The following is a 23,293-nucleotide window of genomic DNA, read 5'->3' as shown; positions in this document are numbered from 1 at the left end:
CTCCTCACGCCTTCTCGATCCGCTCGTAGGCGATCTCGAGAGACTCGATCGAAAGCTCATTGCCCTTGGCGTTGTAGGACGCCGCCGTGTACTTGATCGGGAAGGCGCTGAAGAGATTCCAGCGAAGCGTCTCCTTTCCCGCCATGTCGAGCTGGACGATCGAAATATTCTTGCGGATCTTCTCGGTTCGTCCGGTCATGACGTCCTCGAACCAGTTGAACAACTGCTTGTCGTCGGTGAATCCGCGCTTGAGCGACAGGTTCGAATGCTTGGTCATTCCCGGGAACTTGCGGGGGCCGAGGATGTCTCCGCCCTCGCGGTACTCGATCATGTCGATGGTGGCATCGATGCCGCCCACCTCCTGGAAGCGGGCGTTGTCGATCCCGTCGATCTCGACCATGAACTGGAAGGCCCTGAAATAGATCGGCTGCTGGCCGGGCTGTGGCATGGCGGCGGCTCCTTGTTCGGGATCAGGATCAGGCAGCGGCTGCGTTCTGCATGATCAGGCCGATCCTCACGATGATGAACTCGGCCGGATAGACGGCCCTGAGGCCGATCTCGATCGTGAGCTTGCCGAGCGCACGGTCCTCGTCCCGGTTGAAGAGATCCGGGAAGCGCACGTAGTAGGCCTCGTCCGGCGTCGCGCCGAAGAGCGCCCCGTCGCGCCAGACCCCGTCGAGAAACCCGCGCACCGAGCGCGTGATCGTCTGGCGCAGGGCGAGGTTGTTCGGCTCAAACACCGCGAAGCGCAGGCCGTCCTCGAGCGACTCCTCGACGTAGTTCACCAGCCTGCGGACGTTGATGTAGCGGAAGGTCTTGTCCGCCGCGTCGGCGGCCTGCAGCGTGCGCGCGCCCCAGAGCGTGGCCTGCCCGGCGAACATGCGGATGAGGTTCACGCCGTCGGCGTTCAGCGTGTTCTGTTCCGCATTGCCGAGCGGGTGCTCGACCCCGAGCGCGCCGAGGATGCGTTCGTTCGCCGGGGCCTTGTGGACGCCGCGCGCCGCGTCGACGCGCGCATAGACGCCCGCGATATGTCCGGTGGGCGAGGCGAAGATGGGATTGGCGACGCTGTCCTTCGGATCGTTGGCGAGCCTCGGCATCACCTGGATCCTCGGATAGTAGAATGCCGCGTAGTCGGAGGCCGGAGGACGGTTGGAGCCGCCCGCCTTGAGCTTGGCGAGGTCGTCGACCTTGGCGGGCGGGTCGAGAAGGGCGAAGCGGTCGCCGGTCCGGAAGGCTTGGTCCTCCAGGGCGGCATAGACGTCCGGATGGACGTGGCCGGGAGCGGCGATGATCGCGACCTCGTCGATCGGCTCCAGCAGCTTGATCCCGGCGACGACGTCTCCCTGGGCCTCGGAATCGACGTTGACGACGTAGCAGGTCGTCCCGCCGTTCTCGAAGAAGCCGAACACCGCCCGGGAGAGCGAGGTGCTGTCGGCAGCCGGCGGGTCGGCGGCGTTTTTGCCGGTGATGTAGTCGGCCTCGAACTGGTCGGCGCTCGTGACGAGCCGCGCGACCTTCAGGAAGCGGCCGGTCATCGGCGACTTGCCGACGAAGCCCGCGGTGCTGGTGCCGACGCCGGCGATGGGCGGCGCGCCGAGCCGAACCTCGAGGATCTGGACGCCGGGCGTGTTGGGATAGCTGGTCGCCATGATCGCTTCCTCACGACAGCTCGAAGATGTGGTCCGCCGGCGGGCCGTCCGGCACGCTGACGTCGCGCTCGAGGGGGGTCAGCCCGGCCGCCGACGCCCGGATCCGGTGCAGGCCGGGGTGGAGCCCGGCGAAGCTGTAGCGGCCGCGGGAATCGGTCGTGATCTCCCGTCCGGACGCCATCAGGCGGACGCTTGCGCCCTGGACCGGCGCGCCGCCGGCGGCGCGGACGACGCGCCCGCCGATCTGGATGCGCTGCTCGGCCGTCGCCGATCCGGCCGGCAGGAAGCGCTGGATGAAGGTGATCACGAGCGGTTCGGCCGGGCCGTCGAGCAGGAGGTCGAGCGGCGCCGTCACCGTGAGCTGGACGGCCAGCCGCCAGCCCTGCTTCATCGTGGTCCAGAAGTCGTTGAGCGGCTGGCCGCCTTCGGGATAGGCGGCCGAGAGATAGACGTGCGCGGCGTTGAACACGGCCCCCCCGCTCGGAAGGCCGATCGCCTGCGGCACGACGTCCGGGTTGCGCAGGAGGATGCGCAGCGCCTCGCCGAGGAAGCGGTGCTCGACGCCGACCGGGTCGGCCGCCTGCTGGTCGCTTGCAGGGCTCCAGGCCGATACGACGTAGACGATGTCGAGATAGACCGGAGGATGCGAGGAGGACGCTCCGGCGCCGAGTTCGATCTTGTCCCATTCGGGCCGCCGCAGGTGACGGTTCTCGCGCACGTCCGTCATGAAGATGTTCAGCACCGGCCCGCCGGCATTGACGACGAAGGCCGGAAAGGTGTCGTCGGGCGCGGCGAAGGAGAAGGCGGGCTTGGCCAGCGTCACCGGCCAGCCGGCGTCCAGGATCTCCTCGACCACCTTGTCCACCAGATCGAGCATCACGCGACTCCCGCAGTGAGGCTGTCGCGGAGCTCCTGCTCTGCGGCGGGCTTGCCGAGCTTCTGGAATTCACGCCGGAGCGCCGTGACGACGTCGCCCGTCGCGACGTCCTGTTCACGCTCCGCCGCGAGGAAGGAGGCGGCGACCGCGATATTCGAGATGCTGCCGCCGCTGAGCTTGAACTGGGACGCCAGACGATCGAGGTCGACGTCGCGTGGCCGCCGGTCCGGATCGGGCCAGGCGCCTTCCCAGATCCGCCGGCGGTGGGCGGCGTCGGGGAAGGGGAAGTGGATCACGAAGGCGAGGCGCCGCGTGAAGGCGTCGTCGATGTTCGCTCTCAGATTGCTCGCGAGGATCGACACGCCGTCGAACTCCTCCATCCGCTGCAGCAGGTAGCTGATCTCGAGATTGGCGTAGCGGTCGTGGGAGTCCCTGACCTCGGAGCGCTTGCCGAGGATGGCGTCGGCCTCGTCGAAGAACAGGATGGCGTTGCTATCCTCGGCGGCGTCGAAGATGCGGTCGAGGTTCTTCTCGGTCTCGCCGATGTACTTGCTGACGGTGTTCGGGAGGCTGATCCGGAACAGATCCAGCCCGAGTTCGCCGGCGACGATTTCCGCCGCCATGGTCTTGCCCGTGCCGGAGGAGCCGGCGAAGAGCGCGTGGACGCCGCGCGCGGAGCCGGCGCGGTGACGCTCGCCCCATCGCGACAGCACGCTGTCGCGCAGCTCGACGCGCCGGCAGAGCTCGCGCAGCTGCCTCAGCGCATCCTCGGGAAGGATCAGGTCCTCCCACCGCGCCCGAGGCGGCCTCCGGGCGGCGAGTGCGCCGATCCTCTGTCCGGTCTGGGCGCGCGTCGCGGCGACGACCCGCCGATATGCCGCGTTCGGCGATGCCGCATCGGGCCGGGCATCCGGCTCCGCCGCGGCCGCGACCGCCGCGGCGGTCTCGATCTGGCGGCCGGTCAGGCGGTAACGCCGCGCCAGGACATGGATCTGATCCGCCGTGAGGCCGAGGTCGTGCGCGGCGAGGCTCGTGGTCCAGATCGCCTGCCGGGCGGACGCGTCCGGTCGCGGGACGGCGACCCGGGCAAGGCCGCGCGCGGCCCAGCCGTCCCTCAGCCAGGCCTGCTTGCCCGCGAGGAATGCGATCGCCCCCTTCCGCTCGGCCTCCGCCAGAAAGGCCGTGCAGAACGGGCAGGGCTCGCGGCTGTCCTCGTCCTCGAGCCCGTCGAGGAACAGCGCCGCGTCGCGCAGCGCCGCCTCCCGGACGAGCAGGGCGGCGATCTGCGCCGGCGGGCGGTCGGCGGGAATGGCGGTCTCGTCGATCTCGATCAACGGCATCCCGGCGAGCCGCGCGGCCTCGGCCGCGGCCCGCCGCTTCGCGAAGGGGTCGGGTCCGTCGAACCACACGCGCCGGGCGCGGACGAGCGCCGCGGACGCCCCGGCGGCGGCGGCGCTGTCATCATCCGTCCCGGCGCGCGCGGTCCCTGGCGCGAGGCGCACGAAGCCGGCGAGCCGCTCGTCGATCCCGCTGTCCCCGGTGAGGAGGCGCAGAATCTGCGCATCGAGCGTGATCTGCGTCGTCAGCCAGTGTCCGCCGGGCTCGCCCCATGTCTGGATCATCCGCTCGGCGATCAGCGGCGCGTCGGGCGCGAATCTGCGCCGGAGTGCCAGCCGCTCGGCGGGGTCGCGCGCGATGAGATTGAGGACGAGGTCGAACGTCGGGCGCGTTCTCGCCAGATCGTCCTGCAGGAAGGCGTAGATCCGGCCGAAGCGGCTCGAAACCTCCGGCGCGAGCGCCAGCAGCAACACGCAGGCGTCGAAAGCGTCGGCGCCGCACAGCGTCGCCAGGCGCGTCTGCTCCGGAAGGTCTTTCGCCGCAGCGGCCCGGTCGACCGGGATGCGGGAGCGGCGCTCGTCCGAGAGTGCGCGCCGCGCTTCGTCCGGACCCATGACCAACCCGTGAAACGCGCCCGCCTGGCCGCCCTCGAAGCCCCGCGCGACGCGCTCGACCTCGGGGGCGAGCCAGGTCTCGACATGAGCGAGCGCCTTCTCGAGCTCGGCCCAGCGCCGCTCCGATTTCTGCGGCTCGGCGTTCATCGCGGTTCGCCCTCGCCCGACCGGACGGCCGTCTCGGCGGCATCGTCCTCACGGACGGCCTGCCCGAGCAGGGTCCGTATCGCCCGGAACAGCCGGTCCATGCCGACGAAGCGGCGCTTGATGTCGACGCCGCTCAGATAGACGTGCCCGCGCCAATCCTCGTCCCGCGGCGGCGTGCGGTTCGGCTCGCGCCAGATCCGCACGATCAGAACGCGATCGCCGGAGACCGACGGACCCGCGCCGTCGGAAGAGGGGGAATGGCACGCGTCAATCACCGGAGCTCACCTCCTTGACCGAGGCCAGCAGAGCCCATGCGGATCTGCGGGGCCTGGCGCGCGGCTCGTCGAGGCGGCGCGGCGCGCAGGTCGCGCGCTCGTCCGGTCGTCGCTCGCCGCTTCCGGATCGGATGCGCCCGGCTCTCCGCCGCTGGCGCCGGGGATGTCGGTCGTCTCTCCGCCATCTCTCTCGCGCCTGGTCTCGATGTCGCGCCGCCGGGCCGATCACGGTCCGGCGGCCGGGAGCCGACCGCGCGGAGAGTGATGCTGGGCGTTCGGGGATAGGGTTCGCTCGCCGCCTTCGCGCTCGACGGCACCGGAAGTCCACCAATTTCCGGGCACGCCGAGAGCGACGCCCAGGTCGTGGCTGCCCTGGCGAACGCGCAAGCGTGACGGGGTGGTTCGACCCGGAACGAGCGTATGCCGGGTTTCGCCGCGGCTCAGCCGCCGGTTCCGAACGTCTCGTTGAGGAGTGTCGGGATCCGCTCGAAGACCGCGCCGCTGCGGATCATCAGGTCGAGCGAGCGGGTCTCCGGCATCGGGTCGACGCCGCATTCCTCGCGTAAGGTCGCCCGGCACCGTTCGAACTGCCTGATGGCCTGGCCGCGCTGTCCATTCAGCGTGTAGAGCAGCATGGTCGCGCGTTGCGCGCTCTCGCGCATCGGGTCCGTCGCGAGGATCCGGCGCGCGCAGCATAGCGCGTCCTCGTAGCGGGACTGGTTCGCGGCCTGCCGCATCATCAGCGTCAGCGCGCGGACATAGAGGACTTCGAGGCGCTCGCGCTCCTCCAGCACCCAGTCCCCGTCGAATTCCTCGAGAAATGCGCCGCTATAGAGCTCGATCGCCGGTCGGATCGAGTCTGCGCAGCTCGCCGAGAGCGCGACCTCGATATCGGAGGCGAAGCGGTGCGCGTCCACGATCGCCGGCTTGGCGATCTCCAGCACCACGTTCTGCCCGACCGCGTGCAGCGCCATCTGCCGGCCGGAGGCGCCGATGGTGCGCTTGATCTTCCAGAGCGCCGTGCTGAAGGCGGTACGCCCCTGGTCCGGCGCGCTTTCGGTCCAGAACAGGTCGATCAGCTTGTCGCGCCGATGGCTGCGGTTGGGATAGGCGAACAGGTAGGCTGCGAGCCGCCGCCCGTTTCGGCCGAGCACCGCCGACTGGTCCCGTTGGGACTGCTCGAGGGCAAAGCACCCTAATAGACGGACCTGCAGCATGGCCGGATGCTCGATCGCGGACGAAGCTAACAAGTCACGATAGTCCAGAGCCGCACCTGCCGCAATCTGGATACCTTCAAATACCCCTTGGAGCCCGTGGCAGGAACCAGGAGAACGTGGGGCTGAGGTGCTGACGATTGGATGCGGGCCGTCTACCGCCGACACCGACACAATACATCCGCTTTAAAACGTGAGATTTTTGGAGGATTTTATCTGCTCTGCGGTCAATGCAGGGGAGATACGGCGATGGAAGAATTCGATGATACAACCTTGTTGGCGATGTCGCGTGGCAGTTCTTTCGAAGCCGCGGAAACGTTGTCCCTCGATCCGCAGCGGCACGCGAAGCGCCTGGATTTTCCGCGCCGAGTCCAGCCGCCGGCCGCACGGATTGCCGTCAAGTCCAATTCGGCCGTGCCGGTCGTGCTGGCGTTCCTCGGCGCGAGGCCGAGCCGGGGCATTTGGACCGTTGCGCCTGAGCTTTTGACGCATCCGATGGATGGGACGTTCGCCAGGGAGCGGATGCGGTCCGGGTCTGGCGTGAGTGCCGTTCGGGCAGTGCAGCAGGCGTCGAGGATTGCTTCGCCGTCGTGGAGCCGCGCGGGAAGAGGAAGCGCTCGCGCCGCTGTCGCAAGATGCGCGGCTCGGTCGACGCCTTGGACGGGGCGATCCCCTCGGCCGCGAGGAGCCGCGCCAGTTCGTCCGCCACGTCCGCGTCCTCGCGGCTGGCGATCCGCTCCCCGCGCTCGATCACCGTGACGGCGCTGCCGAACCGGCGATAGGCCTGCGCCAGTTCGAGGCCGACATAGCCGCCGCCCAGCACGATCAGGTGGTCGGGCAGGGCGTCGAGTTCGAGCGCCTCGATGTTGGTCAGCGGCTCCGCCTCGCGCAGGCCGGGAACGTCCGGAATCGCCGGACGCGTGCCGAGGTTCAGCACGATGGTGTCGGCGGTGAGCACCGGCTCCCCGCCCGCGTTCAGGTCGACCGCGATCGTCTTCGGGCCCGTGAACCGCGCGCTGCCCATAACCAGCTCGGCGCCGCTGTCGCGGTACGTGTCGAGGTGCATCGCGACGAGGCCGGCCACCATCGCCCGCTTGCGCTCGACCACGTGGCGCATGTCGACCCGGACCTCCGACACGTTCCTGGCCTGTGAGGCGCCGGGGCAAGCGCCGGCAAAGCCGGCCTGCCTCCTGACGGACGTGGACATGCCGGGCATCAACGGCCTGGAACCGCAGGAGCCCGTGAGGCGCATCCGGCCGCACCTGCCAATCATCATGATGACGGGGTTCTACGACGATGCGATCCGCCGGCGCGCCCTCGCGGGCGGGGCGCGGGACCTCCTGCGCAAGCCCCTCGCGTCCGATGCGCTGATCCGCTGCCTCGAGGACACGGTCGGGTCCTGACCGCGGGCCCGTCAGCGGGACGCGCCGCAAGGCCGCGCAAATGCGCCGGCCGGCGGCGTCGAGCCCGCGCGTCCCGGATCCGGTCCGGGGCATCGGGCCTCCCGACGCCCCTCGGACGGGGGCGCCGGACCGATGCCCGGCGGACCCGTCACCTGGCCTCACTCCGGAATCAGGGCGTCGGCCTCTCCGCCGGCATCGCGACGACAGATGACGACCTCATACCGCAGTATAGGTCCGCGGGCGGGCCTCCGCGATCAGGGGTGGCATCGCGGGTCGTCCGGGGCAAACCTCCGTATGATTTCACGCTTCACGGCCAAGATGCATGGTCCGGCCCATGGATGCGCCGTCCCGGCTTGGGACCGATCGAGGAGGCAGCAATGGGAATGATGGTGGCGATGCCGGCCGGCGGCGATGCTCTGACCCGTGCCGAAGCCGCCCGCAATGCCATGTCCCGGCTGCTTGCCGTCGCCGGTCATGATCTCAAGCAGCCGCTCCAGGTCGCCCTCATGGCCATCGAGCGTGCGGTCTCCGAGGGCGTCGGGCCGCGTGCCGCCGCACGGCTCGGCCTCGCCAGCGACGCCCTGGTGCGCCTCGGCCGCGAACTCGACGACATCGCCCGCACGTCACAGGTCGGCGGGGCGCCGCCGCGCCTAGGCCCGGTGCCGCTCGGCCGCCTCCTCGCCGTGGTCGCGGCCGAATGGCAGCCCTATGCCGAGGCGGCCGGGGTCCGGCTGCACGTGCGCGGCTCGGATGTATGCGTTGAGAGCGAAGCCGCGATGCTCGCGACGATCCTGCGCAACCTCGTCGGCAACGCCGTCAAGTATGCGGGCCGGGGCGGACGGGTTGTCATCGGGTGCCGGCGGCAGGGCGGTCGGATCGCGATCGAGGTCCACGACGACGGGCCTGGCATTCCGCCGGAGCGCCTGACCGGCATCTTCGAGGCCTTCGATCGGGCCGGCCGCCGCGACGGAGCCGGGCTCGGCCTCGGTCTCCACATCGTGCGCCAGACCGCCCAGGCCCTCGGCCATCCGGTCAGCGTGCAATCCCGCTACGGTCGAGGATCGGCTTTCGGCGTGATCGTGGAGCGGTCCGCCACCATGGCACCGAAGGACGGCGCGTCCCACGGATGTCGCCGTCCCGATAGTTCGGGACGGCCATCCTGCCATGCAATCAGCATCGAATCCACCGAACTCATATCTTCGTATGACTCTTCCAAATGAATGAATACCATCGTATATACCTTGAAGCGATAGTATGGATCACTTCATGACTTATATTTAAATGCAGGCGTCACGCTTCAAGGATGGCGCGATTTAGGAGATACGCAGATGTTGTACCGCCTGATTTTCGCCGTGACTATCCTTGCCGCAACCGACGGCAGTGCCTTCGCGCAACGGACGCACATGATCGACGTGTGGGGTGCGCGGATCGAGGTGCCGAACGAGGGTCCGGGCGGCCTGTTCGCCGCCGCTGCGGTGTCTCCGGGCGACACCGAGACCTTGACCGGCGCGGCGACGCCCGGGATTTCGACCGTACGGCCTCTGGCGAACACCGCTCCTGCCAGCCTGAAGACGAGCCGGCCGCGGCCTTGAGCCTCAGCAGGGATCGCGGGCGACGATTCAGACTCCGGCTGTCAACACCCCTCTCGAAACTCAATAAATTCGAGCGATTGCGCTCGTCCCGACCCGATCATTCTGAATTGTCGATCGAACCAATCGAAAGGATCTGTCAGATCGAATGCTCCGGGACGGTGACGGTTGGTCCTGACCCACCAAACTAACTCATACGATCGCGCTTTCGCATCGACACGTCGATGCGAAAGCGTCCGGCGCATCAGCGCCGGCGCCCGTTCGGGCTTGGCCAGCGCCTTCGAACGAGTCCGTTCGAAGGCGCGGCGGTATCACGGGCGAGATGTGTGGAATCGCGTCCAGCGCGGACCAGTCCGACGATCTGACGACGGGTCTCAGCCGGATAGGGCGGTCGTGTGTCGGGCATCGAACGCACCTCGATCCTGGTCGGGAACCCGGCCCGCTTCTACGGGCTGCCGCCTGACCATCGGTCCATGCCAGCTGCTACGCCGGGACGCCCGGAGACCTGAAGGCCGCCGCCAAGCCTCTCGCCCGAGACGGGAAGCCTCTCGCCCGAGACGGGAAGCCTCTCGCCCGAGACGGGAAGCCTCTCGCCCGAGACGGGTGCGTGCTCGTCGAGACCGGATGCCGGTCGCCGCAGCGACCGGGTTGAGCGCTTGACCAAGCCGCGGAGGCGACCTCCTCCCAAATTCCCGCTCCGCCTCACGACGCGACTGAGACGAAGCGCTGCTGGCGGAACGCCATCACGCCCTCCGGGCCGCCCTCCAGACCGAAGCCGCTGTCCTTCACGCCGCCGAACGGCGTCTCCGGGAACGACGCCGACCAGTGGTTGACCGCCAGGGTTCCCGCCTGGACCTCGCGGCCCAGGCGCTCGGCCGCCGCGAGGCTGCCGGTGAACGCGTAGGCGGCAAGTCCCAGGCTCAGACGGTTCGCCTCGGCGATCGCCGCGTCGAGACTGGCGCAGGGCGCGAGGACCGCCAGGGGGCCGAAGGGCTCCTCGTGCCAGGCTCGCGCGTCCGATCCGAGATCCGTCAGCACGGCGGGCGCCTGCCAGAAGCCCGGCCCCTCCGGCGCGCATCCCTCGATCACGGTCGCTCGCGGCCGGGCCTCTCGCAGGATGGCCCGGATCGCGGCGGCGCGGCGGGCATTCTGGAGCGGGCCCATCTGCGTGCCCGCCGCGAACGGGTCGCCGACCCTCAGCGCCTGCGCCGCGGCCGTGAAGGCGTCGGCGAAGCGACGATAGGCGGGCGCCTCGACGAGGAAGCGGGTCGGGGAGGTGCAGACCTGGCCGGCATTGCGGTACTTCGCCGCCGCGCCGGCCCGGGCGACCGCCTCGACGTCGCAATCGGCCAACACGATCACGGGTGCGTGGCCGCCGAGCTCCATCACCATCCGCTTCATCGTCGCGACGCAACAGGCGGCGAGCTCCTTGCCGACCGAAGTGCCCCCGGTGAAGGTGAGCATCCGCAGGCGGGGATCGGTGGCGAGCGTCCGCCCGATGGCGGGCGGGTCCCCGAACACCAGGTTGAGGACGCCCGGCGGCAGGCCGGCCTCCGCGAAGGCGCGGGCGAGCATGAGGCCCGAGGCGGGAGTTGCCTCCGACGGCTTGATGACGATCGAGCAACCCGCGCCGAGCGCACCGGCGATCTTGCGCGCCGGGGTGATCGCCGGCGCGTTCCAGCCCGCGATGGCGCCGACCGGTCCGACCGGCTCGGAGAACGCGGTCAGGCGCAGGCCGGACGTTCTCGGCGGGATGTCGCGGCCATAGAGGCGGCGGCCCTCCTCGGCAGCCCACTCGATCATCTCGCAGGCCGTCTCGGCCTCCGCTTCCGCCTGGGCGAGCGGCTTGCCGAGTTCAAGTGCGATCAGCACGGCCCAGTCCCGCCTGTGCGCCCGCAGCCAGGCGGCGGCGGCGCGCAGGATGCGGCCACGCGCGAGGGCCGGCGTGTCGCGCCAGCCCGGGAAGGCGTCGTGCGCGGCCTGGATGGCACGGTCGAGGTCGGCTTCGTCCGCCAGGGGCAGGTGTCCGAGTCCGCGCTCTGTGCTCGGATCGACGACCGGGACGGTCGGGCGCTCCTCCGCCCCGATCCAGCGGTCCCCGACGACGAGGGCGAGGGCCGGATAGGCCGCCTCGGCGTCGCGGCGTGCGCCCGGACCCGGCGCCCCGGTCACGGCCGGCGCTCCGACAGGATGCGCTCGAGCACCGGACGCAGGTGCCGGAGGAAGCCCTCCGGATCCTCGCTCATCGGGAAATGGCCGATCCCCGGCATGATCACCGCTTCCGAGCCCCGGATGCTGGCGGCGGCGGCCCGGGTGTCGTCGGGGGTGCAGCTGTAATCGTACTCCCCGGTCAGGAGGTGGACCGGGCACCGGGCGGTGTCGATCTCCGACAGGCGTCCCCGGATGTCGCCGTCGACCTTGTAGAAGTAGAGGTCGCCCTTGAAGACCCCCGGGCCCCCCTGCATGTAGTGCCAGAGCGTCTCCCAGCGGTCCTCGTCGCTCGCGGCCGGCCCGATCAGACCCGAGACCACGGCGGCCGAGACCTCGCCGTGGACGTCGGGACGGTGGAGCCACTGCGTGTCGTAGTAGGGCGCGACGTGGCCGCCGGATTGCAGGCCGATCACCGCCCCGAACCGCTCGGGGTGATCGAGGGCGAGGTGGAGCACGATGCGGCCGCCGATCGAGCAGCCCATCGCCACCGGCCGGTCGAGACCGAGGGCGTCGGCGACGCCCAGGATGACGTCGGCATAGTCGCGCGAGGTGAGGCGGTACTCCGTGTCCTCGTGCCAGCCCGCCGGCGGCGAGGACTTGCCGTGCCAGGGCAGGTCGAAGGCGATGACCCGGAACCGCGACAGGATGCCGGGATCGTTCATGACGCCGCGCCATTGCCGGCTGTCGCTCCCGGCCGTGTGGAGGCAGAGGAGCGGCACGCCCTCGCCGGCCTCCTCGACATAGACCCGGTGCGGCTTGCCGAGGAGGTCGACGCGCAGGTAGCGGCCGGTGATCGGCTCGTAGGCGGGCGCGCTCATGCGGGGCTCCTCGGCGCGGCGAGCACGCCCTTGAAGTAGAACAGGTTGGCCATGAAGGGGTGCATGTCGCCCTCGACGGAGAGGCGGCCGAACCGGATCATCGCGAAGAGGTCGTGGAAGCCGGGCGGCGGCGCCGGCGACCAGAAGGTCCGCCAGCTCTCGGCCGAGGCGCGCAGGGCGAAGGTCCAGCGCGCCATGACGAAGGGGCCCTTGCGGACCTCGTCGACGCGCCCGTCGCGGATGCGCACGAGCCAGCTCTCCTCCCCGATCCCGATCAGGAAGGTCGTGTCGACGAAGCGGCCACGATGCACGAGGAGCGCATCCGCGTTCACCCGCTCGGCGAGGTGGTCGATCATGGTGTCTCCCCGGTCATCGCTTCTCCAATCATGAAGTTCTCGCGAACCCGAACGACGGCGTCGACCGCGACGACGCCCTCTCCCGCCCGTCGGACGACGAGCGGGTTGATCTCGGCCTCGACGATGTCGGCGCCGCAGGCCGACAGGGCCACGATGGCGTCCGCGAGGGCATCGAGGTCGCCCCGCTCCCGGCCGCGATAGCCGGCCAGCGCCCGCAATGCCTTGACCTCGTCCATCATCGCCCGGGCCTCGCTTCGGTCGACGGGACCGAGGCGCAGGCTGCGGTCGCGATGGATTTCCGCCAGGATTCCGCCGGCCGCCAGCATCACGACGAGGCCCGCATCCGCGTCGCGGTGGATGCTCAGCAGCACTTCGCCGAGCCCGGAAGCCATCGCCTGGACCAGCAGCCGCTCGACCGCGAGGCCGGGTTGCGCCCGGGGCACCCGCTCGGCGATGCCCGCGGCCGCCACCCGGAAGGCCGCATCGTCGCCGATGCCGAGGGCGACGCCGCCGAGCTCGGTCTTGTGCAGCACCTGGGCCGAGAGCAGCTTGACCGCCACCGGGTAGCCGATCGGCGAGGCCGTCGCCCCGGCCTCCACCACCGCATGGGAGGCGACCGGGAGGCCGAGGCGGGCGAGCACCGCGTAGCCCTCGGCCTCGTCGAGGAGGCGCGAGGTCCCGCCTGCCCGCGTCGTGACCTGCGGCGGCAGGGCCTTCGCGGGTCGCCGCCCGAACACTGCCGCGATCGCGTCGCCGCAGGCCTCGGGCGTGCGAAAGCACGGGATCCCGGCCTCGGCGAGGTGCGCCAGCGCCTGCGGCGCCTCCGGTGCCGCGAAGGCGACGAGCGGGCGGCCGGCGTTCCTCGCCGCGCTCGTGATCGCCGGCACCAGCAAGTCGGGCTGGAACCGGGCGGAGGAGCCCGCAACCGCAACCACGAGATCGAATTCCGGTGCCTCCAGTAGGGTCTCCAGCGCCGCCGACATCACGGCCGGGCGGGTGCCGGCGAGGGTGAGGTCGAGGATCCGGCCGCGCGGCGCCACGACGCCGCGGTCAGTCAGGCGCGCCATGGTGGCCTCGCTCGGGACGGCGGCCTCGATGTCGCGCAGGCCGAGCTGGTCGACCACCATGGCGGCGCCGCCGCCCGTGGTCGTGACCACCGCCACCCTCGGCCGGAGCGGCCGGCTCGGGATACCCACCCGGCGGATCAGTGGGACTCCCTCGATCAGGCCCTCGAGCGTCTCGACCCGGGCGATGCCGCAATCGCGCAGGAAGGCGTCGGCGATCCCGTCCTCCCCCGCGATGGCGCCGGTATGGGATTGCGACAGCTCGGCGCCCTGCGCCGAGCGGCCGAGCTTGTAGGCGATGACCGGCTTACCCTGCGAAGCCGCCGCGGCCGCGAAACGCCGAAGGTCGGAGCCGTGGGCGATCGATTCGAGAAACAGCGCGTAGACGTCGATCGCCGGATCGTCGAGCGTCGCCGCACAGATCTCGCCGAGACTGAGATCGACCTCCGAGCCCGTCGATACGAACCCCGCGAAGCCGAGGCCCTTGGCGAGGCCCCGCGACAGGATCGCGCCGATCATGCTGCCCGAATGCGAGGCGACGAACACGCCGCCGCGCCGGATCTCGGGCTCGGCGAAGGCGCCGTTGGCCGTCAGGCTCAGTCCCGTCGCGACGTTGACGATGCCGATGCTGTTGGGGCCGAGGAGGCGTGTCGACCCGCCGGCCAGGATGCGGCGCAACTCCGTCTCGCGGGCCCGACCCGCCTCGCCCTCCTCGGCAAAGCCCCCGGCCAGCACGGTGGCGAGCGGCACGCCGCGCGCCACGCAGGCCGCCACCGCCTCCAGCGCGCCCTCTGTCGGCGTCAGGATGAAGGCGTGGTCGGGTACCTCCGGCAGGGCGTCGAGGGAGGGATAGGCGCGCAATCCCTGCACGGTCTCGCGGCGGGGATTGACCGGATAGACCGCGCCGGAGAACCCCGCCCGGCGCAGGTAGGCGAGCGGACGCCCGCCGGTCTTCGTGGCATCGTCCGAGGCGCCGATGAGCGCCACGCTGCGCGGATGCAGCAGGGACCGGCCGAGACTTGGGCTCATGCGTCGCCCCCTACTCGGCCGCCTGCGCGGCGGGTCCCGGGCGGGGCGCGCGCTGGTCGAAGCGGCGGTCGAAGACGTGCTCGGCGATGCGGTTCTTCAGCATCTCGATCGAGCCGCCGGCGATCATCCAGCCGCGGGTGCGCCGCATGCAGTACTCGGCCAGCGCCTCGGTCGAGTAGCCGAGGCCGCCCATCACCTGCACGGCCTCGTTCGCCGCCTCGAAGCCGGCCTGGTTGCAGGCGAGCTTCGCCATGGCGGTGTCGGCAGCCGAGGGTAGCTCGCCCTCGCGGTTCGAGGCGGCCCGGTAGAGCAGGAGCTGCGCCGCCTCGAGCTTCACCGCGAGTTCGGCGAATTTCCACTGAAGGCCCTGGAACTCGCAGAGCGGCCGGCCGAACTGGCGCCGCTCCAGGGCGTGGTCGCGCGCCAGCGTGAAGGCGTAGCGGCCGAGCGCCAGCGCCCGGGACGAGTTGCCGAGCCGCTCGACGTTGAAGCCGGCAATTTGGCGCTTGAAGCCGCCGGGCCCGAGCAGCACGTTCGCGGCCGGGATGCGGCAGTTCTCGAAGTAGAGCTGCGACCATTCCTCTCCGCTCATGAAGGCGGAAGGCTTGCCGATGGTGAAGCCCGGCGTGCCGCGCTCGACCAGGACCGAGCCGATCCCGCCGATCCCCGGCCCGAACCGGACGTAGACCAGGAAGACCGCCGCGTCCGGGCTGTGGGTCGAGAAGACCTTGGCGCCGTCGATCACGTAGTCGTCGCCGTCCTGGCGGGCGCGGGTCTCGAGGTCGGTCGCCGCCGAGCCGGCGCCCGGCTCCGACATGCCGAGGCTGATCACGCTGCGCCCGGCCAGCAGGTCGGGCAGGAAGCGCGCCTTCTGCTCCGGCGTGGCGTACTCGACGAAGGTGCGGATCGGCCCGAAATTGCCGGCCTGGATCACGTCGGCACTGCGCGGGCACACCGCGGCGACCTGCTCGATCGCGATCACCGCATCCATGAGCGTTCCGCCCTGGCCGCCATCCTCCGGGTCCATCGTGATCCCGAGGAGCCCCTGGCCGGCGAGGAGTTGCGCGACTTCGAACGGGAAGCGCGGGTCGTGGGCACGGGCGAGCGCCCCGTCCCGCAAATGCTGCTCGGCGAAGCGCCGGACGGAGTCGGCGAAGAGCGACTGCTCTTCGGTCAGGGCGAAATCCATGGAATCCTCGCGTCGGCCCGGCAGGCGGGCGGCCGATGGCTCGGCGCAGTGGCGAATGGCAGGCCGCATCATCGCCGGACCGGTTTGCTCCGCAATTGAGCAGGCGTTAACCTGGCATGAGTTTTACGCAGGCATCCCCGCCGCCCCGAGGCCTGAGGCTCAAAAGCCGCGATGTCGCGCCGCATGCCGCCCCTCAACCCGCTGCACGTCTTCGAGGTCGCGGCTCGCCTCGGCGGCTTCGGCCGCGCAGCGGGCGAGCTGAACGTCACGCAGTCGGCGGTCAGTCGCCAGATCGCGGTGCTGGAGGGATTCCTCGGCGTGCGGCTGTTCCACCGCGAGCGGCACGGCGCAACCCTGACCGAGGCCGGCCGGCTCTACGCCGCTGAGATCAACGAGCCTTTCGCCCGGATCGCCGCCGCGACCGCGCGCCTGAGCGACGAGAAGGTGGCCGAGACGCTGCACGTGCGCGCCTACGCCACCTTCGCGACCCGGTGGCTGATCCCGCGGCTGCCCTCGTTCAAGGCCCGCTACCCGCGCCTCGACATCCGGCTGAGCAACATTGTGCGGCCGGTCGACTTCACCCGCGAGACGGTGGACGTCGCGATCCAGCTCGGCAACGGGCAATGGCCGGGGACGCGCTCGGCACTGCTCCTGCCCGACGTGATCCAGCCGGTCTGCAGCCCGGCCCTCGCGGCCGGCCTCGCCGGGGGCGACCCGGCGCTCCTGCGAACGCGCCAGCTCCTCCACTCGTACTACCGGCGGCGGGACTGGCCGGACTGGCTCGCGGCCGTCGACGTGCGCGACGTCGATGTCGGGCGCGGCATGGTGTTCGAGAGTTCGGTCCTCACCTACCAGGCGGCGGCCGAGGGGCTCGGCATCGCCATCGGGCAGGTCCTGCTCCTGAAGGACGAGATCGCGTCCGGTCGGCTGGTGACGCTGTTCGACCGCCCGGTGCGGCGCGACCTCGGCCTCTACGCGGTCTGGCCGCTCGACCGGCCGCCCTCGCGCAAGCTCGACCTCTTCCTCGCCTGGCTCGAGGCGGAGGCCGGCCACGCCGCCTCCGCCGAGCCCGCAGGCGCGGCCGGCTGAGCCGGCGCGCACCCATCGGGAGAGCCCGGGCGGCTACTGCGTCGTGACGAGGGGGCAGCCGCCCTCGGCCAGGGGCCGGAAGGCCTGCTCGCCCGGAACGGTCTCGAGCAGCGTGTAGTAGTCCCACGGGTACTTCGATTCGGCCGGCGTCTTGACCTGGAACAGGTACATGTCGCGCACGACGCGGCCGTCGGCGCGCAGGTGGGCGTTCTTGGTGTAGAAGTCGTCGATCGGGATCTCGCGCATCTTCGCCATCACCGCCTTGGCGTCGTCGGTTCCGGCCGCCTGGATCGCCTTGAGGTAGTGGGTCACCGCGCCGTAGACGCCGGCCTGGAGACTGCCGGGGGCGCGGCCGTCGAACCGCGCCATGAATCGCTTCGACCAGGCCCGGGTTGCGTCGGTCATGTCCCAGTAGAAGCTGTCGGCGAGAAGCAGCCCCTTGGCGCTGTCGAGACCGAGGGCGCGGATGTCGGGCAGGTTGACGAGCAGGGCCGCCAGGCTCTGCCGGCCGCTCGTCAGCCCGAACTCGGCCGCCTGCTTCTGCGCGTTGATCATGTCGGTGCCCGCATTGGCAAGCCCGATCACGTCGGCTCCCGAGGCCTGCGCCTGGAGCAGGAAGGAGGAGAAATCGGACGAGCCGAGGGGATGGCGGGCCGATCCGATCACCGTGCCGCCATTGGCCTTCACCACCCGGGCGGCCTGCGACTCGAGGGCGTGGCCGAAGCTGTAATCGGCGGTGAGGAAGAACCACTTCTTCAGGCCGCGCCGCACCACAGCGCCGGCCACCACATTGCCGAGGGCGTAATTGTCGTAGGCCCAGTGCAGGCCGACGGGCGAACAGGCCTTGCCGGTCAGGTCCGGCGTGCCCGGGCCGGTCGCCAGGAAGATGCGATCCTTGTCGCGGGAAATCTGCTGGACCGACAGGGCGACCGCCGAGGACACGACCTCGGTGATCGCGTCGACCTTGTCGACGTCGTACCACCGGCGGGCGATGGCCGAGCCGATGTCGGTCTTGTTCTGGTGATCGGCCGAGACGACCTCGACCGGCACGCCGGCGACGGTGCCGCCGAAATCCTCGACCGCCATCCGGGCCGCCAGGACGGCCCCGGCCCCGACATTGTCCGAGTAGGGACCTCCCATGTCGGTGAGGACCCCGATCCGCACGACGCCGTCGGACATGGCGGCGCGGGCCGGTCCGGCCAGTGCCAGGGCGACGAGGGCCGCCAGCGCGCAGCTCCGCATGATGATCACATCTCCCGAAAGGAACGGCCCGCGTCGTCCGCGTGCCGGGGAGCTCGCATCTCGCGAGTGAGGGCAGCGCGGTCCGGGCTTGGCGCGATGGGGGGCGTTTCGGCAGCGCGAGACAAGTTCGGATTTGGAATGACCGCGTGACCTGCGTGCACGCAGCGATCCGCTGGTCTCGCGCGACCGATCACAGGCGTGCGAGTGCGGTCGACGTCTCCGCGACCGGCACCCCATAGGCGACCGGATCGCGGAGCCCGTCACGGCATCGCACCGCCCCGCCGGCGGGGAGAGCCACGCCTCATCTCTTCGTCTGTTCGTCGGGGTGCCGGGCGGCCCGACCCCGAGCCCCACCGCTCCAATGTCCTGGGCCAGCGCTCCTTTCGCGCATGCTTTCAGAAGCTTGGCCCAGATCTCACCGTTTCCCGGCCTCATCGGCGGTCCACTGTCACGGTCTTTCCCCCTTGGTGTCCCTCCTCGTGCAAACGGGCTTGACACGGCGAGCCGATCGGCATTTTCTGACTGGCAAGTCAAAAATTATGGGATGGAAATGCTGCTGCCCTCGGAATTGCGGGCGTTTCGTGCGGAGGTGCGGGCGTTCTGCCGCGGCATGTTGCCAGCCGACATCCGTCACAAGGTCGACCGCAATCTCTCGCTCACGCGGGACGACCACGCGCGGTGGCAGAAGATCCTGCACGAACGGGGATGGATGGGGGGGCACTGGCCCGTCGAATGGGGCGGCCGGGGCTGGGGCCCGGCGCAGCGCTGGCTGTTCGAGCAGACCCTCGCCGAGGAGGGGGCGCCCTGGCTCATCCCGCTCGGCGTCGCCTATGTCGGGCCCGTCCTCTACACGTTCGGCAACGAGGCTCAGAAGAGGCGCTTCCTGCCCCGCATCCTGTCCGCCGACGACTTCTGGGCTCAAGGCTACTCGGAGCCGAATGCGGGATCGGACCTCGCCGGGCTCAGGACGCGCGCCGTTCGCGACGGGGATGCCTACATCCTCAACGGCCAGAAGACCTGGACGACCTACGCCCATTGGGCGGACTGGATGTTCTGCCTCGCCCGGACGCAAACCGGGGATCGGCCGCAGGACGGGGTGTCCTTCCTCCTCGTGGACATGAAGGCGCCGGGCGTGACGGTCCGGGCCATCCCGACGATGGACGGCAAGCACCACGTCAACGAGGTCTTCTTCGACGAGGTCCGCGTTCCGGCTGAGAACCTCGTCGGCGAGGAGGGCAAGGCCTGGGCTTACGCCAAGTTCCTCCTCGTCCAGGAGCGGCTGATCGCGGCCGAGACCGGCAAGGCGCGCCATCTCCTCGAGCGCCTGCGTAGGTCCGCCGACGAGACCTGCGAGGGCGGACGGCCCCTGTCCGAGGACAGCACCTTGCGACGGCAGATGGCCGAGGCCGAGATCGACATCCGCGCCCTGGAGGCCGTCTGCCTGCGCCTGCTCGGCCGCGCGGACGGGAGCGCTCCGACCGGCGTGGAGGCGAACCTCCTGAAGATCCGCGGCACAGAGATCGAGCAGGACGTGACGGAACTCATGATCCGGGTGACCTCCCGCAGGGGGCTTCCCTTCGACCCGGCAGCGTTCCGCCCGGACTGGAACGGCGCGGAGATCGGCCCGGCCGGCGCGATCGGCCTCGCGGGCGAATTCCTCCACCTGCGCGCGGCCACGATCTACGGCGGCTCGAACGAGATCCAGCGCGGCATCATCGCCAAGCAGGGGCTCGGCCTGTGAGCGCGGCGGCCGACGACGACCTGCGGCAGGCCCTCGTGGACTCCGCGACCGGCTGGCTGGCGGAGGCCTACGGGCTCGAACGCCGCCGCCGGACCCTCGCGGGGTCCGGCTTCGACCGCGACGCCTGGCGGGAGATGGCGGCCTTCGGCTGGTTCAGCATCGCCGTGCCGGAGGAGCTGGGTGGCTCAGGGCTCGGGCTCGGCGACTTGGCGGCTCTCATGCGGACGATCGGGGCCGCGAACCTGCCGGAACCCGTCGCCGCCGTGGCGGGCGTCGCGGCGCCGCTCCTCGTGCGGGCCGCCAGAGAACCCGGCACGTCCACCCTCGTCGGCGACCTGAACGGACTTCTCGCCGGCGAGCGGATCGTCGTCCTGGCCCATGCGGAACCCGCGAGCGGCTTCGACCGCAGCGTCGTGACGACCCGCGCGGTCCGGGACGGTGCGTCCTGGCGGCTCGACGGGGAGAAGAGCGCCGTCGAGGGCGGGGCGCAGGCGGACCTGCTGCTGGTGAGCGCCCGAATCGAGGCCGGGATCGCTCTCTTTCGCGTCGAGCCAGGGGCCCCGGGCGTGACGGTGACGCCGTTCCGCTCCCTCGACGGACGCGCCCTGGCCGATCTGCGCTTCGAGGGCGCGAGGCTTCCCGCCGACGCGCTCCTGCCGGTCGCCGAGCCCGAGGCCACGATCGACGCGGCGCTGGAGCGCGGCGCCCTGCTCACGATGGCGGAGGCTGTCGGCGCGATGGAGGTCCTGGTCACCGACACCGTCGCCTACCTCAAGACGCGCCGGCAATTCGGGCAGCCGATCGGCAAGTTCCAGGTGCTGCAGCACCGCGCCGTCGACATGCAGATCGCCCTCGAGGAAGCGCGCGCGGTCGTGGACCTCGCGGCCGAGGCCGATGCGGGCGATCCCGCGGAGCGTCGCCGGGCCGTCGCGACCGCCAAGGTCGTGGGCGCACGTGCGGCCCGCCGGATCAGCCGGGAGGCCGTGCAGCTGCATGGCGGCATCGGCATCACCGAAGAGCTGCGCGTCAGCCATCTCTTCCGGCGGCTCGTCGTCGCGGAGAGCCTCTACGGCGATCGCGACTACTACCTGCGCCGGTTCCAGGACGCCGCAGCGGCGTAATACCAAAGGTCGTTGAAAACGACCCTTGGTTCCATTCGCGACTTTCCGATGCAAGACTCTGGCCTGGCATCGGAAATTCGAGATGAATCTTCGGCCTGACGCGCAAGCATCTTAGGCCGTTGGTATAACGACAAGAACAAGGCGGGAGGATCGACCGTGGGACTCTATGACGGCTACGAGACCATCGTGGCGGAGCGGCGCGGCCGCATCCTCACGCTGACGCTGAACCGCCCCGAGCAGCTGAACGCCGTCAACGCGAAGCTGCACACCGAGCTGTCGCGCGTCTTCGTCGATGCGCGGCGCGATCCCGAGGCCGACGTCATCGTGCTCACCGGGGCGGGGCGGGCCTTCTGCGCCGGCGGGGACATCGACTGGATGCAGAGCTCGATCGACCGCCCCGCCGATTTCGAGGAGACGGCGCGCGAGGCCAAGGAGATCGTGTTCGGCCAGCTCGATCTCGACAAGCCGGTCATCGCCCGCGTCAACGGGCACGCCACCGGCCTGGGCGCCTCGCTCGCACTCCTGTGCGATGTCGTCATCATGGCGGAGAAGGCGAAGATCGGCGATCCGCACGTCTCGGTCGGGCTCGTGGCCGGCGACGGCGGCGCGCTGATCTGGCCCCAGCTCGTCGGCTATGCCAAGGCCAAGCACTATCTGTTCACCGGCGACCTGATGACGGCCCACGAGGCCGAGCGGATCGGCCTCGTGACGGGGGTCGCGGCCGAGGGCGAGCTCGACGCCAAGGTCTACGGCCTCGCCGAGCGGCTCGCCTCGGGCCCGCTCAAGGCGATCAAGTGGACGAAGGTGACGGCCAACCTTCCCCTCAAGGCTCTCTTCCACTCGCATTTCGACGCCGGCGTCGCCTGGGAATGCGCCTCGAACCTGACCGCCGACCACCAGGAGGCGGTGAACGCCTTCCGGGAGAAGCGCAAGCCCGTCTTCACCGGGCGCTGACGCCGGTCAACGACCCGGGCAGCCGTCCCGGGGTCTCAAGACGAACGGCAACGAAGACGAACGAAAGGGGGAAACGATGATCTCACGTCGCGCCTTGCTCGCCGGGGGCGCCGGCTCGGCGCTCGCGCTCTCGGTCAACCCACGCATCGTGGTCGGCCAGACGAACGAGCCGATCAAGATCGGCGTGGTCACGCCGCTCTCCGGCCCGCAGGAATTCATCGGCTCCTTCGTGAAATCCGGAGCCGAGGTGGCGGCGGAGATGATCAACAAGGCGGGCGGCGTGAAGGGCCGGCCGCTCCAGCTCGAGTTCCGCGACGAGAAGGCGAACCCGGCAGCCGCCACGACGGTCGCCCGCGAGCTGCTCGGGCTCGGCTACAACCTCCAGCTCGGGACGATCTCCTCGACCGTGGCGCTCGCCTACGGGCCTCTGATGCAGCAGGAGAACGGCATCAATCTCACCTGCGGGGCCGGGACCGAGAAGCTCAACCACGAGAACTACACCTCCAACGTCTTCCGCGTCGGAGACGGCACCTACCGCATGCGGGCTCAGGCCCGTTTCATGGCCGAGAAGTATCCCGAGGTCACGAGCTGGACGGGCATCATCCCGGACCACGAATACGGCCGGACCGTCTGGGCCGTGTTCGTCGACGGGCTGCTCGAGTTCTACCCGGCCCTCACCGGCAAGACGCCCACCATCGTTCCTCCCGTCCTCGTCCCCTACGGCAGCGGCGACTACCGCAACTTCATCACCCAGATGATGAAGTCGCCGGCCAAGGGCGTCGTGAACGCCACCTACGGCGGCGATGCCGCGACGTTCTTTCAGCAGGCGCGCCCTTACGGCCTATTCCGCGACCGCATCCTCATGGACGCCGCCAACGAGTTCATCGTGGCGAACGCCCTGAAGGATCAGGTGCCCAAGCACTGGACCGGCAGCCACTGGTACTACGCCAACAACAAGTCCCAGCTCTCACAGGACTTCTATCAGGCCTACGTCGCCAAGACCGGAAACAGGATGCCGATGGGCTGGGCCGGCGAGGCCCAGGCCGCCGTCTCGGCCTACGCCGCCGCGATCGCCAAGGCCGGCTCCACCGACACGAAGGCCGTGATCGCGGCCCTCAAGGGCCTGACCTGGGACACGGTGACCGGACCGCGGACGATCCGGGCGGAGGACAACCAGGCCATCAAGAACCTCGAGGTCATCCAGATCGAACCCGCCCCGGGCACGGATATCGGCTTCAAGGTCTCGGACTCCGTCCAGATCCCGGGCGCGCCCGTGATCGAGCCTGCCACGCCCGGGCAGAAGATGGCGCTGCGCACGGCATCCTGACCCGCCGAACCGGGCCGCGTGCGGCCCCTCCCCCACTCGACCG

Annotated in this window: 21 protein-coding genes; 8 read left to right on the top strand and 13 right to left on the bottom strand. The window is 70.3% G+C overall.

The window, feature by feature from the left end:
* Positions 1-4 precede the first annotated feature (4 nt).
* From DA075_RS19205 to DA075_RS19175, 7 genes are all read right to left on the bottom strand, one after another.
* On the bottom strand, positions 5-448 hold the full coding sequence (locus DA075_RS19205; RefSeq protein ID WP_099954572.1) for a phage tail protein: 444 nt from the start codon (positions 446-448) through the stop codon (positions 5-7).
* A gap of 28 nt (positions 449-476) precedes the next feature.
* The gene (locus tag DA075_RS19200) at positions 477-1,652 is read right to left on the bottom strand and encodes a phage tail sheath family protein (RefSeq protein ID WP_099954571.1); all 1,176 of its coding nucleotides are present in this window, start codon (positions 1,650-1,652) and stop codon (positions 477-479) included.
* A 10-nt stretch (positions 1,653-1,662) separates the two neighbouring features.
* A complete protein-coding gene (locus DA075_RS19195; protein ID WP_099954570.1) occupies positions 1,663-2,529 on the bottom strand; it encodes a Pvc16 family protein in 867 nt (288 codons plus the stop codon).
* A complete protein-coding gene (locus DA075_RS19190; RefSeq protein ID WP_099954569.1) occupies positions 2,529-4,628 on the bottom strand; it encodes an ATP-binding protein in 2,100 nt (699 codons plus the stop codon). Before DA075_RS19190 ends, DA075_RS19195 begins: the two co-directional genes overlap by 1 nt.
* The gene (locus DA075_RS19185) at positions 4,625-4,903 is read right to left on the bottom strand and encodes a hypothetical protein (protein WP_099954568.1); all 279 of its coding nucleotides are present in this window, start codon (positions 4,901-4,903) and stop codon (positions 4,625-4,627) included. Before DA075_RS19185 ends, DA075_RS19190 begins: the two co-directional genes overlap by 4 nt.
* Positions 4,904-5,343: 440 nt before the next feature.
* Positions 5,344-6,120 carry an AfsR/SARP family transcriptional regulator gene (locus DA075_RS19180; RefSeq protein ID WP_099954567.1) on the bottom strand — a complete coding sequence of 259 codons (777 nt, stop codon included), beginning with the start codon at positions 6,118-6,120 and terminating at the stop codon, positions 5,344-5,346.
* A 394-nt stretch (positions 6,121-6,514) separates the two neighbouring features.
* On the bottom strand, positions 6,515-7,204 hold the full coding sequence (locus tag DA075_RS19175; protein WP_167456058.1) for an FAD-dependent oxidoreductase: 690 nt from the start codon (positions 7,202-7,204) through the stop codon (positions 6,515-6,517).
* Positions 7,205-7,232: 28 nt separating this feature from the next.
* Between DA075_RS19175 and DA075_RS19170 the strand changes: the two genes are divergently transcribed.
* From DA075_RS19170 to DA075_RS19160, 3 genes are all read left to right on the top strand, one after another.
* Complete coding sequence (locus tag DA075_RS19170; RefSeq protein WP_099954565.1) at positions 7,233-7,520, top strand: response regulator; 288 nt, start codon at positions 7,233-7,235, stop codon at positions 7,518-7,520.
* Positions 7,521-7,915: 395 nt separating this feature from the next.
* Positions 7,916-8,740, top strand: coding sequence for a sensor histidine kinase (locus DA075_RS19165; RefSeq protein ID WP_232387784.1), 825 nt, complete (start codon positions 7,916-7,918; stop codon positions 8,738-8,740).
* A gap of 108 nt (positions 8,741-8,848) precedes the next feature.
* Positions 8,849-9,112: a hypothetical protein gene (locus tag DA075_RS19160; protein ID WP_099954563.1), complete on the top strand. Its 264-nt coding sequence runs from the start codon at positions 8,849-8,851 to the stop codon at positions 9,110-9,112.
* 699 nt (positions 9,113-9,811) lie between these two features.
* On the opposite strand, the gene DA075_RS19150 is transcribed toward DA075_RS19160, so the two are convergent.
* Genes DA075_RS19150 through DA075_RS19130 form a run of 5 tightly spaced genes read right to left on the bottom strand, consistent with a single transcriptional unit; the run spans position 9,812 to position 15,776 of the window.
* Positions 9,812-11,281 carry an aldehyde dehydrogenase family protein gene (locus DA075_RS19150; RefSeq protein WP_099954561.1) on the bottom strand — a complete coding sequence of 490 codons (1,470 nt, stop codon included), beginning with the start codon at positions 11,279-11,281 and terminating at the stop codon, positions 9,812-9,814.
* Positions 11,278-12,138: an alpha/beta fold hydrolase gene (locus DA075_RS19145; protein WP_099954560.1), complete on the bottom strand. Its 861-nt coding sequence runs from the start codon at positions 12,136-12,138 to the stop codon at positions 11,278-11,280. Before DA075_RS19145 ends, DA075_RS19150 begins: the two co-directional genes overlap by 4 nt.
* On the bottom strand, positions 12,135-12,494 hold the full coding sequence (locus tag DA075_RS19140; RefSeq protein ID WP_099954559.1) for a hypothetical protein: 360 nt from the start codon (positions 12,492-12,494) through the stop codon (positions 12,135-12,137). Before DA075_RS19140 ends, DA075_RS19145 begins: the two co-directional genes overlap by 4 nt.
* Complete coding sequence (locus DA075_RS19135; RefSeq protein ID WP_099954558.1) at positions 12,491-14,587, bottom strand: acetate--CoA ligase family protein; 2,097 nt, start codon at positions 14,585-14,587, stop codon at positions 12,491-12,493. The genes DA075_RS19140 and DA075_RS19135 overlap by 4 nt, the downstream gene beginning before the upstream one ends.
* 10 nt (positions 14,588-14,597) lie before the next feature.
* Positions 14,598-15,776, bottom strand: coding sequence for an acyl-CoA dehydrogenase family protein (locus DA075_RS19130; RefSeq protein ID WP_099954557.1), 1,179 nt, complete (start codon positions 15,774-15,776; stop codon positions 14,598-14,600).
* Between the two features lie 183 nt (positions 15,777-15,959).
* Here DA075_RS19130 and DA075_RS19125 point away from each other — a divergent pair, with 183 nt between their 5' ends.
* Positions 15,960-16,865, top strand: a complete 906-nt coding sequence (locus tag DA075_RS19125; RefSeq protein ID WP_164712399.1) for a LysR substrate-binding domain-containing protein — start codon at positions 15,960-15,962, stop codon at positions 16,863-16,865.
* A 33-nt stretch (positions 16,866-16,898) separates the two neighbouring features.
* Here DA075_RS19125 and DA075_RS19120 read toward each other — a convergent pair whose 3' ends face one another.
* Positions 16,899-18,107, bottom strand: coding sequence for an ABC transporter substrate-binding protein (locus DA075_RS19120; protein WP_099956672.1), 1,209 nt, complete (start codon positions 18,105-18,107; stop codon positions 16,899-16,901).
* Positions 18,108-18,657: 550 nt separating this feature from the next.
* On the opposite strand from DA075_RS19120, the gene DA075_RS19115 reads away from it, so the two are divergent.
* The 4 genes from DA075_RS19115 to DA075_RS19100 all read left to right on the top strand — a co-directional run bounded on the left by DA075_RS19115 (position 18,658) and on the right by DA075_RS19100 (position 23,250).
* Entirely contained in the window at positions 18,658-19,848 is a 1,191-nt protein-coding gene (locus DA075_RS19115; protein ID WP_244936216.1) for an acyl-CoA dehydrogenase family protein, read from the top strand.
* Positions 19,845-20,969, top strand: a complete 1,125-nt coding sequence (locus tag DA075_RS19110) for an acyl-CoA dehydrogenase family protein (protein WP_099954554.1) — start codon at positions 19,845-19,847, stop codon at positions 20,967-20,969. Before DA075_RS19115 ends, DA075_RS19110 begins: the two co-directional genes overlap by 4 nt.
* Before the next feature lie 156 nt (positions 20,970-21,125).
* The gene (locus DA075_RS19105) at positions 21,126-21,923 is read left to right on the top strand and encodes an enoyl-CoA hydratase/isomerase family protein (RefSeq protein WP_099954553.1); all 798 of its coding nucleotides are present in this window, start codon (positions 21,126-21,128) and stop codon (positions 21,921-21,923) included.
* Positions 21,924-21,999: 76 nt separating this feature from the next.
* Complete coding sequence (locus tag DA075_RS19100) at positions 22,000-23,250, top strand: ABC transporter substrate-binding protein (RefSeq protein WP_099954552.1); 1,251 nt, start codon at positions 22,000-22,002, stop codon at positions 23,248-23,250.
* Positions 23,251-23,293 lie beyond the last annotated feature (43 nt).

The organism is Methylobacterium currus, from assembly GCF_003058325.1.
Lineage (GTDB): Bacteria > Pseudomonadota > Alphaproteobacteria > Rhizobiales > Beijerinckiaceae > Methylobacterium > Methylobacterium currus.
This window is presented reverse-complemented; position numbering and strand designations above follow the sequence as displayed.

What these genes read in the sequence shown, in the direction of transcription:
- DA075_RS19205 (WP_099954572.1), bottom strand. Translation starts at nt 448, where the DNA reads ATGCCACAGCCCGGCCAGCAGCCGATCTATTTCAGGGCCTTCCAGTTC.
- DA075_RS19200 (WP_099954571.1), bottom strand. Translation starts at nt 1,652, where the DNA reads ATGGCGACCAGCTATCCCAACACGCCCGGCGTCCAGATCCTCGAGGTT.
- DA075_RS19195 (WP_099954570.1), bottom strand. Translation starts at nt 2,529, where the DNA reads ATGCTCGATCTGGTGGACAAGGTGGTCGAGGAGATCCTGGACGCCGGC.
- DA075_RS19190 (WP_099954569.1), bottom strand. Translation starts at nt 4,628, where the DNA reads ATGAACGCCGAGCCGCAGAAATCGGAGCGGCGCTGGGCCGAGCTCGAG.
- DA075_RS19180 (WP_099954567.1), bottom strand. Translation starts at nt 6,120, where the DNA reads ATGCTGCAGGTCCGTCTATTAGGGTGCTTTGCCCTCGAGCAGTCCCAA.
- DA075_RS19175 (WP_167456058.1), bottom strand. Translation starts at nt 7,204, where the DNA reads ATGGTGGCCGGCCTCGTCGCGATGCACCTCGACACGTACCGCGACAGC.
- DA075_RS19170 (WP_099954565.1), top strand. Translation starts at nt 7,233, where the DNA reads ATGTCGACCCGGACCTCCGACACGTTCCTGGCCTGTGAGGCGCCGGGG.
- DA075_RS19165 (WP_232387784.1), top strand. Translation starts at nt 7,916, where the DNA reads ATGCCGGCCGGCGGCGATGCTCTGACCCGTGCCGAAGCCGCCCGCAAT.
- DA075_RS19160 (WP_099954563.1), top strand. Translation starts at nt 8,849, where the DNA reads ATGTTGTACCGCCTGATTTTCGCCGTGACTATCCTTGCCGCAACCGAC.
- DA075_RS19145 (WP_099954560.1), bottom strand. Translation starts at nt 12,138, where the DNA reads ATGAGCGCGCCCGCCTACGAGCCGATCACCGGCCGCTACCTGCGCGTC.
- DA075_RS19140 (WP_099954559.1), bottom strand. Translation starts at nt 12,494, where the DNA reads ATGATCGACCACCTCGCCGAGCGGGTGAACGCGGATGCGCTCCTCGTG.
- DA075_RS19135 (WP_099954558.1), bottom strand. Translation starts at nt 14,587, where the DNA reads ATGAGCCCAAGTCTCGGCCGGTCCCTGCTGCATCCGCGCAGCGTGGCG.
- DA075_RS19130 (WP_099954557.1), bottom strand. Translation starts at nt 15,776, where the DNA reads ATGGATTTCGCCCTGACCGAAGAGCAGTCGCTCTTCGCCGACTCCGTC.
- DA075_RS19125 (WP_164712399.1), top strand. Translation starts at nt 15,960, where the DNA reads ATGCCGCCCCTCAACCCGCTGCACGTCTTCGAGGTCGCGGCTCGCCTC.
- DA075_RS19120 (WP_099956672.1), bottom strand. Translation starts at nt 18,107, where the DNA reads ATGCGGAGCTGCGCGCTGGCGGCCCTCGTCGCCCTGGCACTGGCCGGA.
- DA075_RS19115 (WP_244936216.1), top strand. Translation starts at nt 18,658, where the DNA reads ATGCTGCTGCCCTCGGAATTGCGGGCGTTTCGTGCGGAGGTGCGGGCG.
- DA075_RS19100 (WP_099954552.1), top strand. Translation starts at nt 22,000, where the DNA reads ATGATCTCACGTCGCGCCTTGCTCGCCGGGGGCGCCGGCTCGGCGCTC.